Here is an 11,964-nt window from a genome sequence, read left to right as displayed (position 1 = left end):
GAGAACCGCCCCATGAAGGTCAACGGCACCCCCACCCGCACGATCTGGCGCGCTGAAGACGGCGCGGGCGTGGAGATCATCGACCAGACCAGGCTGCCGCACGCCTTCGTGACGACGCGGCTCGAGACGCTGGACGATGCCGCCCGCGCCATCAAGGACATGCTGGTGCGGGGGGCGCCGCTCATCGGGGCGACGGCGGCCTACGGCATGGCGCTGGCCATGCGCGCCGATTCGTCGGACGAGGCGCTGAACGCCGCACACGACCAGCTCTACGCCACGCGCCCGACGGCAGTGAACCTGCGCTGGGCGCTGGCGGACATGAAGCGCGTCCTGGCGCCCCTGTCGCCCAGCCAGCGCGAGAACGCCGCCTGGCTGCGCGCCGCCGAGATCTGCGACGAGGACGTCGCCATCAACGAGGCCATCGGCGACCACGGGCTCGCGCTGTTCCGGGAGGCCTGGGAGAAGAAGGGCAAGACCGGCACGCTGAACGTGCTGACCCACTGCAACGCCGGCTGGCTGGCGACCGTGGACTGGGGTACGGCACTCGCGCCCATCTACAAGGCGCACGACGCCGGCCTGCCCGTGCATGTCTGGGTGGACGAAACCCGCCCCCGCAGCCAGGGTGCCAGCCTGACGGCGTGGGAGCTGAACCAGCACGGCGTGCCGCACACCGTCATCGTCGACAACGTGGGCGGCCACCTCATGCAGCACGGCATGGTGGACCTGTGCATCGTCGGCACCGACCGCACCACCGCGGCGGGCGACGTCTGCAACAAGATCGGCACCTACCTGAAGGCCCTGGCGGCGCATGACAACGGCGTGCCCTTCTACGTGGCGCTGCCGAGCCCCACCATCGACTGGTCCATCAAGGACGGCCTGAAGGACATTCCCATCGAGGAACGCTCGGGCGAGGAAGTGTCCGTCATCACCGGCCGCACCGAGGGCGGCGAGGTCGTGTCGGTGACCATCACACCCGAGGGCAGCCCCTGTGGCAACTGGGGCTTCGACGTCACCCCCGCGCGCTACGTGACGGCGCTGGTGACCGAGCGCGGCGTGTGCCGGGCGACCGAGAACGGCCTGAAGGGCCTGTTCCCGGACGTGGCCGGCAACGCGGCGGCCGAGTAACGTTCAAAAACAATAGTCTGATACAGGGGGAAGACCGCGTGACCATTCTCGCGCTGCGCAACCAGCTGGTGGACCTGTCGACGGCCCTGGTCCGCAAGGGCCTGAACCGCGGGACGGCCGGCAACGCGTCGATCCGTGTGGACGACGACAGCTTCCTGGTCACGCCCTCGGGCGTGGAGCCGCACGCCATGAAGCCCGCCGACACGGTGGTGATGGAGATGGACGGCCGTTTCCGGGGCGAGCGCGCGCCGTCCAGCGAATGGCGCTTCCACCGCGACATTCTTCAGGCGCGCGAGGATGTCGGCTGCGTCATCCACACGCACGCCCCCTTCTGCACGACGCTGGCCTGCCTCGGGCGCGGCATCCCGTCCTTCCACTACATGGTGGCGGCGGCGGGCGGCCATGACGTGCGGTGCGCGCCCTACGCCACCTTCGGCACGCAGGTGCTGTCCGACCACGCGCTGGAGGCCCTGGACGGCCGCCGCGCCTGCCTGCTCGCCCACCACGGCATGATCGTGACCGGCGAAACCTGGCAGAAGGCGCTTAAGCTGGCGGTGGAGCTGGAGGAACTGGCGGAACAGTACTGGCGGATTCTCCAGGTGGAGCCCAACCCGCCGCTTCTGGACGCGGCGGAGATGGACCGCGTGCTGGAGAAGTTCAAAACCTACGGCCGCCCCATCGAGGCGGACGAGGACGGGCAGCGGACGGCGGCGGAGTAGAGACCCCGTCAGACATACTCGGCATTCGACGGCGCGGACCGCTCGGTTCGCGCCGTTCGTACGTCTGGCCTTCTGCTTGACCCGTCTTCCATTGTTGTCACTCGCGGCATCGCGAAGGCGCTGGTGCCCGCTGCCGGACTTGAACCGGCACGACCTGAACGGTCAACGGATTTTAAGATCGATCATCCGGAGGGCTTCTGGGCAAGTTTTGTGGAGCTTCAACGGGTTACGCTGTGAAGGGCCGCATGGCGGGAATGGGCTGCTTGTGCGCAGTCGGCACAGCGGCTCGCCGGTGATAAGGCCGCCGGTCAGGCTGCCGTGGCGCTTGCCTGCTTGATGCGGTGGACGGTCGCGACACCGACGCCCACAGCCTTGGCCGTCTTCGCTATGGACGTCCCCTCTGCCAGCAGCCGCTCGACGGCCTCCCGCTTGTCCGCCGGAAGCGAGGGGCGACCGCAGTGCTTACCCTGGTCCCTGGCGCGGGAGACGCCACTCCGGATGCGATCCGTGATCATGGCGCGCTCGAATTCGCTGAAGACGCCGAGCATCCCAAACATGGCGCGCCCCGCCGGAGTGGACGTGTCCAAGCCCTGCTGGTGCAGGTACAGATCAACGCCGCGCTCATTGATTTCGGAGAGAAAGCCGACGAGGTGCTGCAAGGAGCGCCCCAGGCGGCAGACGGACCACGCCGCGATCAAATCAAACTCCCGCCGGGTCACGCCCTTCATCAAGGCGTCAAAGCCGGGGCGCTGGTCACGCCCCTTGGCCCCACTGATGCCAGCGTCCTCAAAGACGGTGACCACATGCCAGCCCAACCTCTCAGCAACAGCGTGAAGCTCGCGAAGTTGGTTGGCAACGGTCTGACCGTCTGTAGAGACGCGAATATAGAAGGCGACGCGCTTGCTCATACGAATATGTTCGCACGGAACTGAAGTTCGTCAACTTTTTGTTCCGAAACTTCTTAAAAGTTTTGGAACGTTGTGCAGATCGCTTTCCCGACGAAGTTCGTGGCTCACGGTGAGCCGCCACCGCTCCGAGAAAAGCTATTCGTGAACTTCAGAAACCAAGTGCTTTCGGAATGGCGGAAAGCACCTCCTGAAAGCCGCAGAAAACGATAGTTCCACAGAGCGATTTTCCGGCACCCTTTTGGAATGGTCGTCGGGGCTATCATGAGGCTGAAGGAGAAACGCACTGATTATTTTCTGGGGATTTTGCCGGGAGCACTGCTCAGCGGTGATATCGGGCACGACCAGCAGATGGCCGGAGGTGATGAAGTTCTTCGTCAGGGAGATGCGGCAGCAAGACGGAAAGGCATGTCGTCCAGGGCGATCCTATCTGGCACCACATGACGGAACTTCTTTGACCACGGGCATGGCCGACGAAGAAAGTTTCTTTACCGGCTCAGCCCTTCTTGATGGGCCATGGGAAGAAATATCTTTGATCAGGTGATGGAGAAGAGCTTCCATCAGCCAACTTCGCTTGCGCTAAGTCGTCTGGCTGCTTCTCATTCCTTCAGCAGCTATCGCTGCATCACTCATCTCGAACCAGCATAATCAACATGATGAAGAGATATTCTTTCCACCCATCCTAGATTAGATATCACTTTTTCACCCCCCTCCTACCGCATGTCTTTCAAGACAGACTCCTGGCGGTAAGAAGGGGAGATACGTGAAGCGACGTCCTGAGTTGTCAACCACCCAATAAGCTGCTCATACGCTTTACGCGCACCACAGGCGGTTTCCCGGTACCTGCTGTACAGCCCCATCCCGGCCCTGACCCCACCTACGAGTGAAGCTACGCGCGTGATGGCGCTGCGCTTCCGGCGGATCATTGTGAATGGACCAAACGGTTATGATGAAGAGGTTTATAACTTCATCAAGCTCATGTATCCAGCTATTGGGGGACCGGATACATGCGGATAGGTGTCAAATGGATCAAGACACACTTATCCTCTTTTCATGAGCCTTTTTGCAGGTTCTCTGCCTGCCGAGCAGCCGTTACTTGCCTAGTCTCCTGGCCGACAAGTCCGTCTCGTGGGTCACCCTAACCTCATACATCGGTCTTATTTCCCGATCTATGTTGTGGACCGGAGGAAGGCCCTATACTCTCCTGGGTGCTTATGTACTTCTATTTATACAACATCCGCTCGCTCTCCGTCAAAATAAAAGATACTTTAACTCGGTTTCGCCTGTAGCGGAGCGGTTAACGTTAAACTTAAACCGCACCCTTATTCTAAAGAATGCGACACATGAATGGCCTTCTGCGAACAACTTCTTACCAACCCTGCCCGAGCACCCGGAGCCGCTGATGCCGCTTGACCCGGGTGATCAAGGGCGTGCAGTTCGAGCAGCAGCCCAGCGGCTAGGCCGAATTCGCCCCTCTCAAGTTCCTGGCAAAGAAGGCAGCGGCAGAGAAATCGGCACTGAAAGAAGTGGAAGCCATCCGGCAGCGCATCCTGAAGCGCGCCGAGGAAGGCAAGCCGGAGACTCCGGAAACTTCGAGGAATGTTGAGAGACACAACAACGGAAGCCACTCCATCCGCCCCCTCATCAAACAATAAATCCACCACGAACTGGATGAAAAAAGAATGTTCGTTCCAAAGCGCAGTTGATCATAGAGAGATAACGGCCCCGGTTCTCCCTATGAAGTGGTCCCGGTTGTTCGGGCAGATCAGCGCGCTCTGTAAGCTCTGCTCCTGGGGCTTGGTTGGTGGGTAGTCGCGGTCAGGCGGCGAGGCCTGCCGGGCGGAGGGCGGAGCGGGAGCGTAGCCCGGAGCCCGGCAGGCCTCGCCAGTAAACCTCATCGGGGGTGGCATAGGCCAGGGCCTGGTGCGGGCGCCGCTCGTTGTAGGTTTGCACCCAGGCGCCGATGCCGGCCTTGGCCTCGCTGCCAGTGGTGTAGGCCTTCAGGTAGACCTCCTCGTACTTCAGGCTGCGCCACAGGCGCTCAATGAAGATGTTGTCCATGCAGCGGCCCTTGCCGTCCATGCTGATGCGCACGCCCGCCGCCTTCAGCGTCCCAGTGAAGGCGAGGCTGGTGAACTGGCTGCCCTGGTCGCTATTGAATATCTCGGGCGGGCCGTAGGTTTCCAGGGCCTGTTCCAGCGCCGCGACGCAGAAATCGGCGTCCATGGTGTTGGACAACCGCCACGACAGCACCTTGCGGCTGTGCCAGTCCATGATGGCGACCAGGTACAGGAAGCCGCGACGCATCGGAATGTATGTGATGTCGGCAGCCCACACCTGGTTCGGCCGGTCGATGACCAGCGTGCGCAGCAGGTAGGGATAGACCCGGTGCTCGGGGTGCGGCACCGTGGTCCGCGGCCGGCGATAGACGGCTTGAACGCCCATCAGCCGCATCAGGCGTCGCACCCGTTTGCGGCCGACGGACCAGCCCTCGCGGCGCAGGAGGGCGGCCATGCGACGGCTGCCCAAGTAGGGCATATCCAGGAAGTGGCGGTCGATGGCCGCCATCAGCATCCGGTCCTCGGTGTTCTTCGGCGTGTCGTCGTTCACCGGACGGTAGTACAGCGACGACCGGCTGATGCCGACCAGGCGGCATTGCCGTGTAAGGCTCAGCGTGGGGTGGGAAATGTCGATCATGGCTCGGCGCTCCACCCGCTTCAGCGCTTGAGCCTGACGGCCAAAAAATCATTTTCGACCTTCAACTGGCCGATCTGCTTGTACAGCTCATCGACCAGCGCCTCCTTGTCCTTGTCGGCCTTCGATGGGCCCTTCTCGAATGCCGTGGCCGCTTGGTCCCGCAGCGTACGTTTCCAGGCGTTGATCATCGTCGGGTGGACGTCGTACTTCGCGCTCAGCTCGGCCACCGTCTTCTCGCCGGACAGCGCCTCCATCGCCACCTTCGCCTTGAAGGAGGCGCTGTGGTTGCGACGATTCTTGCTCATGCGGTCTTCTCCTGTCTCGCCCCAGGAGCAAAACCCAGAGCTTACCGACCTGTCCAGATTCTTGGGGCCACCTCACTACTTCGCAGGATAAAAACCCCTGTAATATCTATATTTTATCCAGTCGAAATAGCATATCAACCGCGAAAGGTGAGTCCTATTTTGATTATCCGCCATGTATTCGTCGTATATGGATTTTAGAAAAGTTTGCAGTTCATCCACCGACATAGAATTTGGAGACACCATCGGAGCCATCATTAGCAGGCCATCAGCCCCCTTCTTGGCAACGATGTCACTTAAGGTGTCGTCGGGCGATATGTCCCGTTCATAAACGCGCTTCCAGTGACCAGTAGGATGAAACTTACTTGGCCCAGCTTGAGCAGCCTCACGAAGCTTCGGTCCGAACCCGCTCACGTCGATATTCCCAGCCGGATCAAACATATTTGCTTCATGTATATACTTGAAGATAGGAACATATTTAGCCCCCTTCAAGAAATCTTCAATATTAAGCTCGACCACCCGCTGGGCATCTAAAGATGTTCCGTCAAACACTACGTCGCGCAGAATATCCCAGCGGCGAAGACCTACATGCCCTCGATCTTGCAAGCTTCTTATTGCGCCGACCCCAAATACAACCTCGATATCTTCGTCCTTTGATGCTTGATCTATATCTTTAACGAAGACACGACCTCCTGGATCATTACTCAGAACAAGGTCATATACCTGTTCTTTCAGCCGCCGCAAAAGTGGCGCAGGGAAACGCCTCTTAATCTTGCTCATGGAAGCGTACACCGGAATAAAGCTTCTCGCCCTCACGCGATACACAGGGATAGTTACGCCATTTTGAGTTATACTGCTCCCTTCGAAGACACCTTCCTCGGTCTCATCCCACTCAACGAATATCATTCTGTCCTTGAGTTTATCGATATTCTTCGAATCGAGGCAGCCTACTATTTCTCCAAGTATGGATACTATGTTATGATCAGAAAGAGAATACCCGAGGAATATGATGGGATGCTCAACGAAAGTTGCCAGAAGCTTAGCCGCTAAGTAAGGATTCTTTTTATGGAACTGTTTGTAGTCGGAGTCAGTGAGCACTAAGGAGTTTGGGTCGGTGCAGCAGCCGTGAATCTTATATATTTCGGCAACGCCCTGAGGTGAGCCAAAAAGAAGTGACTCCTGGCCAATGTATGGTTGGAATCCAGGGAAAACTTCTTCAAGAAAGGTGTCGTAGTTCGTAGTTATGATCCCGTCAACGACAACGCTCTTAAGGGCGTTCACTTCTTCCAGCCCCAGTCCCTCAAGATTGTTCGTGTGGACAACGTTTCGTATGTACCTAGAAATCTCGATTTTTAACGCTGAGCTTTCATCAATGCAGTGTCGAGAGTAGGTGTCGCGGCTTTCGGCAAACTGATCGTGATCCCACCAAATCGGATTTAAGTGGCGGCCTATAAGAGAGGCTACTTCTGGCAGATCGCTGTTGGCTTGCGACCGATAGAACTCGTAGGGTCGTGTAGTCAGATCAGCAAACCTGCGCAGAAGCCCCTCCCAGTTCTCCAATCCGAGATAGCGCCGGGATATACCCGATCCTACAAACAAAACAGGGGCTGTCGGAAACTGGGACAGATGTTTGTATAGGCGAGACTCTAGGTTCAACGTCACGGCACTCCGAATAATGAAAATCTACGCGTCGCTTAGCTCACTGATGGCGCGCTCGTATTCTTCACGATTTCCAAGAGCATATCTTTCATTTAGCATCCGTGCGTCATGCTCCTCCATCTTTTCGAGTAAGGCCCAGTAGTCACCTTTGGGGTCGTAGTTCGTGAAAAGCACTTCGTGGCGGGGAGCGCCATTAGGGTGTGTGCCGGTAACCGCCGGATATGCTTGGCGATTCAACCCATCCCAGAGCTTCAAGCTCAAGTGCAGCATTTCATAGTCAAACCCGGTGCCGCGCGAATGCGTGAGCATCCAGCTATGCTCGGTTTCCGCCAGTTCGTGGTAGAACCGGTGGAAGTCCATCTTCGCGTGATAGAGGACTGAGTTCATAGTCGAAGTGGCCGCCTCTTCGTTCGCCATGTCTTGGCGCGCTTCAGCTTCCGTGCGGTCGTCGTACACTGGGTCGAGCATGATGAGGACGCCGGAGCCGCGTGCCCGGAGCATCGTGGAATAGTCTTCGTGCGTGATCTTCACGTCCTGGAGAAGCTCGTGGGCTTCCCAAATCCGGGCTTCCGACGTATCAAGCTTCCGCTTGTGCGCAGCAGGCGAGAACCCAGTTCGCTTCGTCATTAGACCGTTGAAACACCAGTGGTTTGCGACGGCAAACTGGATGGCGCACTCTAGGTCGCTGTTGGCGTCGTCCCTCATAGTGTCAATCATTCGCGCGAACTGAGGTTTCGCTTGGTCCGGCCTCCCACGGTACTGGTGAGCAATGTGCTGAATGCCTTCGAGTAGAGCTTTCGGCTCATCGCGGATGGCCTTCCAGTAGCAGGCAACTGCCCGGTCAGCGTCGTTTATCCAGTAATCAACGTTTCTGCCGCTGTAGTAGCGGCGAACGTGGAAGAAGACGCTTCCTCCGCCTACGAACGGCTCTCTGTACTCGGTAATCTGACGGGGCAGCCACTTCTCGATGACGCTCAAGTACACTGTCTTGTTGCCGAGCCAGCGAATCGGACTGATTGAGTTGACCGCGCCAAACTTTTTGATGTTGGTTCGAAAGGGGGCTGCCTCGGCTACATCAGCCGGTATGGCTGGAACGGTCGCCCTAAACTTCAAGCCCTTCGCCGTGCCCTCAATCTTAACCTGCTCTTTAAAGAAGTGGAGGGAAACCTCCGCTGCCACTTCGTCGGCAAGAAACCCCGCGATATCGGCAACCACCTTTAGAGGAAGGTAAACTACGCGGCCAGAATGATGATCCCCGAGGGTGCGACATGCAAACGTGCGAAGCTTTACCGGGTCTTCAAAACACGCCATGCCCCCCTTCATTGACACCCTAAAAAGGTCGCGGCTTGGGACCGTGAATTCGGCCCCATCGGGATCAAAAAATACGTTAACCGCCACCGCCTCTTCGACATAGCTCCGCTTTTCTAACAGCCGAATGTTGCCTTTCTGATCCGCCTCATGATGGGGCAGGTGGTTACCGCCAGCGGCGGTCGCCACCGTCACTAGTCGCGCTACGTGCTCCTGAGGCGGTAGACATGCGGCAATGGCAGGATGGCGCGCAGCTACTTCCTCCCTTGGAACCCCGAGAAGCAGGCTCTGATTTGCTTCGACAGCCTGTTCAAGCCCCTCCCGGAACATAGAAAGAAGCTCAAGGTTTGAGGCTGACAGCGCCACTTCGGTCGGCGTTGCCTCTGACTGAACAGAACTCGTTGGGGAGGTTCGCTTGGTTCGGTAAGTTGCGCCCTTGGCTTGTCCCCCAGTCAGGTCAAGTTGAAGGCCGAACTTTTCCCAGGTAGCTCGTTTCCCCGCGTTACCACCGATAAGGCTGTAGCCCTTGCCAGTCACCTTAATAAGCGGCAGAAGGTCGAACTGGCCCTGTAGCCGCGAGGGACACGGCATTTCGACAGCCAGTCGGACTGGCTCTTCCGACGCCCAGTTCTTTTTCCGCTTGCGGGACAAGCCTTTGACAGATATCGGTGCCGCCTCAGCAGTGATGCCTGCCACGGCGTCCGATGCCAAAAGATGAACAGGCTTCTCACTCCCTCGCGGCGCAACTGACAGAAATGAAAGGGCCTTTTTCAGGGCTTCAGTGAGCGGGAGCGGAGCTTGTTCCGGCTGGCTGTCTCCCGGTATCAAGCTTTGAAGTGACTGCGCATCATCCTCGCTGCTACGCACAACAAGGCGCGCGAGGCGCTTCTTCAGCTTTCTCTCATTCTCGCGGTCGATACCGACGACATCGACCGCGCCGTCGTCGCGGCACCGTCCGACCAGGAGAATAAGGTGCCCTGGCTCACCAACCGTTCCTTGGGGCCTCCACTCGCCTTGCGCCGGAATGGATGCCGGGTCTAGTTCATCGTCTGTGGATTCGTCCTTGTCAGCGTGCCGCTTTGCTCTGGCCTCGCGCAGAACGGCCTCAACGCCACCCGCTGACGCGAAGTAGCCCTTGACCGCGCCTTGCTGTCCCGCATCGCCCCCCAGTGCCTCACGGGCATGCGCGAGGGCTGCCGCATATCGACTTACAGTGGGGCGGTCCAAGCTGCTTCCAAACAAGAGTCTGAGCGGCAGGGTAAAGGGATTTCTGCGGCTGGCGGCTGTAGCCTTGAGGCCGCGCTCCCGTAGGGCCGCCTCGAATCGGTCTGGTTCAGCCGCCGCCGCTTGTTCGACATGCGCAATGTGCTCAAGCGCCGAATAGAGCGCGTCGTTGCTGCGACCCAGGTCGTCACGAAACCGTCCGACCGCCTCGGTGGCTGTACTAATCGCTCGGTCAAGCGTGAGGGCTGGAGCATTCTGGGGAGCGGGGGCCTCGGCCATTGTGGTGAACTTCCTACTTCGGGGGCGTCCGGCCAATGATGCCCTAGCCGGAAGGGGTAGGTGAAGAGCTTGTTGTGCATCTCAACATGCCGTGACCCAATTCGCGAGCCGCACGCTCAACATCCTGCGCCATCCCCGCCGCTGATCGATGCCGCGCTTCCACAGCAATCTTCAACATCTCGCGCACGACCCGGCGCGCAAACGGCACGCTTGACGCTTTTACGACGACTGTCTGGCGGTCGCCACCGAAGCTCCTGGCATGGAGCAGCAGGATACCGGGTTCCCCGGCAATGCCTGGATGGCGAATGGTGATTGACCGGCTTTTGAGGTGCCGGAATCCGTGCGCGGCTGCCGAGACGGTGTAGCCAGCAGCCCGAAGCGCCACGACAACATCGCACGCGAACTTCCGGGCGTGCTTGGGTACCCGCTCGTCTGGTAAACTGCAAGAAACTGCTGTGACCAGCGCGCCAATGAGGTCCCAGCCGGAGTCGCCCTCCTTGTAGCTGTACATATCGACGGGGGTGGTAATATCTTGAAATCTCATACGAAATCATAATCCAGAAAAGGCCGCCGAAGCGGCTGACGGCGAAGATAAAGCGCGCGGCATCCATGCGTCCGCGAAGAATGTCGTTGTGGGAGGCCCGTTGGTGGCTCGGGGCGCTCCGGAATCAGACCCGGTTGATGAGGTAGACCAGCAGTTTGGCGGCCAACTCCCGGTCGGTCCTTACGAGCTTGCGGTATAGGCGCAGACCGCCCTCCACACTCAGCCGCTCGTCAGTGCCTCGACAGGCGACGTAGTTCGGCGCAAACCCGAGCCAGTTCCTCGAAAAGTCACGAAGACTGCGGCAACTACCGCCTTCGTGCAGCTTTTTGTAAACGTCTAGGATCATCGTTCATCTGTAACCGTCTTCTGACGGCTGCCTTGGCGTCGGCGTCCCGATAGTGCTGACTTCGTCGATCTTGGAGTGGATCGGCGGATGGAGCGAGTTGCTTATGGCCTACGATGGTAGTCAGCCTCCGGCGCGGCGGCGGTCATGGCCGCGGGCGGACAAGGAGCGGATGGTCAGAGAGGTTGCGGAGAGCGGCCTGCCGGTGGCCGAGGTGGCGCGGCGGAACGGCGTTCATCCCAGCGTCCTCGGACGCTGGTGCCGGAAGGCAGCTCCAGCCGCACCCGGCTTTCTGCCCGTCCAGGTCGCGGCGCCGAAGGATGAAGAGGCGGCTCCCGCGCCCGAGGAACCGTCTCCGGTCGAGATCGTGCTCACCAACGGGCGCCGCCTGATCGTGCCGGCCACCATCGCGCCACCCCGGTTGCGGACGCTGGTCGCGGCCCTGGAGGGGGCATGATCGCCGTTCCGCCGGGCGTGCGTGTCTACCTGGCGCTCGGCCGGACCGACATGCGAAAGGGCATGCCCGGCCTCGCCATGCTGGTGCAGGAGGTCCTGAAGAAGGACCCGTTCTCGGGGCACCTGTTCGTCTTCCGCGGGCGGCGTGGCGACCTGGTCAAGATCCTCGCCTGGGACGGCCAGGGGTTCTGCCTGTTCACCAAGCGGCTGGAGAAGGGACGCTTCGTCTGGCCCTCGGCGGAGGGCGGCGTGGCGGCGCTGACGCCGGCCCAGTTGAGCATGCTGATCGAGGGCATCGACTGGCGCATGCCGACGCGGACATGGCGGCCGGAGACAGCCGGCTGACGAGCCCCGGAAGGCGCCGAAATCCTTGGTTTTTAGGGCTTCTGCGGCTAGAATCCGG

At 59.8% G+C, this 11,964-nt stretch carries 9 protein-coding genes; 4 read left to right on the top strand and 5 right to left on the bottom strand.

The window, feature by feature from the left end:
- The first annotated feature begins 12 nt into the window (after positions 1-12).
- Positions 13-1,125, top strand: a complete 1,113-nt coding sequence (gene mtnA, locus LG334_RS03225; protein WP_404383223.1) for an S-methyl-5-thioribose-1-phosphate isomerase — start codon at positions 13-15, stop codon at positions 1,123-1,125.
- Between the two features lie 38 nt (positions 1,126-1,163).
- Entirely contained in the window at positions 1,164-1,844 is a 681-nt protein-coding gene (locus LG334_RS03220) for a class II aldolase/adducin family protein (RefSeq protein WP_404383221.1), read from the top strand.
- 308 nt (positions 1,845-2,152) lie between these two features.
- Here the strand turns inward: LG334_RS03220 and LG334_RS03215 are convergent, their stop codons facing one another.
- The 5 genes from LG334_RS03215 to LG334_RS03195 form a co-directional block, all read right to left on the bottom strand.
- A complete protein-coding gene (locus LG334_RS03215) occupies positions 2,153-2,752 on the bottom strand; it encodes a recombinase family protein (protein WP_404383219.1) in 600 nt (199 codons plus the stop codon).
- Positions 2,753-4,567: 1,815 nt separating this feature from the next.
- Positions 4,568-5,751, bottom strand: a protein-coding gene (locus tag LG334_RS03210; RefSeq protein ID WP_404379525.1) for an IS3 family transposase whose coding sequence is annotated in 2 segments (ribosomal slippage) — positions 4,568-5,475 and positions 5,475-5,751 — 1,185 coding nt in all. Because the reading frame shifts where the segments join, the coding sequence is not laid out codon by codon here.
- 75 nt (positions 5,752-5,826) lie between these two features.
- A complete protein-coding gene (locus LG334_RS03205) occupies positions 5,827-7,308 on the bottom strand; it encodes an SIR2 family protein (protein WP_404383217.1) in 1,482 nt (493 codons plus the stop codon).
- A gap of 123 nt (positions 7,309-7,431) precedes the next feature.
- Complete coding sequence (locus tag LG334_RS03200) at positions 7,432-10,218, bottom strand: DNA adenine methylase (RefSeq protein WP_404383215.1); 2,787 nt, start codon at positions 10,216-10,218, stop codon at positions 7,432-7,434.
- 43 nt (positions 10,219-10,261) lie between these two features.
- Positions 10,262-10,729 carry a hypothetical protein gene (locus tag LG334_RS03195; RefSeq protein WP_404383213.1) on the bottom strand — a complete coding sequence of 156 codons (468 nt, stop codon included), beginning with the start codon at positions 10,727-10,729 and terminating at the stop codon, positions 10,262-10,264.
- A gap of 548 nt (positions 10,730-11,277) precedes the next feature.
- Here LG334_RS03195 and tnpA point away from each other — a divergent pair.
- Together tnpA and tnpB are read left to right on the top strand one after the other, a co-directional pair.
- Entirely contained in the window at positions 11,278-11,562 is a 285-nt protein-coding gene (gene tnpA / locus LG334_RS03190) for an IS66 family insertion sequence element accessory protein TnpA (RefSeq protein ID WP_404381162.1), read from the top strand.
- Complete coding sequence (gene tnpB / locus LG334_RS03185; protein ID WP_404379667.1) at positions 11,559-11,906, top strand: IS66 family insertion sequence element accessory protein TnpB; 348 nt, start codon at positions 11,559-11,561, stop codon at positions 11,904-11,906. Before tnpA ends, tnpB begins: the two co-directional genes overlap by 4 nt.
- The last annotated feature ends 58 nt before the right edge of the window (positions 11,907-11,964 follow it).

The sequence above is a fragment of the Caenispirillum salinarum genome (assembly GCF_044803115.1).
GTDB classification, from domain to species: domain Bacteria; phylum Pseudomonadota; class Alphaproteobacteria; order Rhodospirillales; family Rhodospirillaceae; genus Caenispirillum; species Caenispirillum salinarum_A.
The sequence above is the reverse complement of the archived record's forward strand: the minus strand, read 5'-3'. Positions and strand labels throughout refer to the sequence as shown.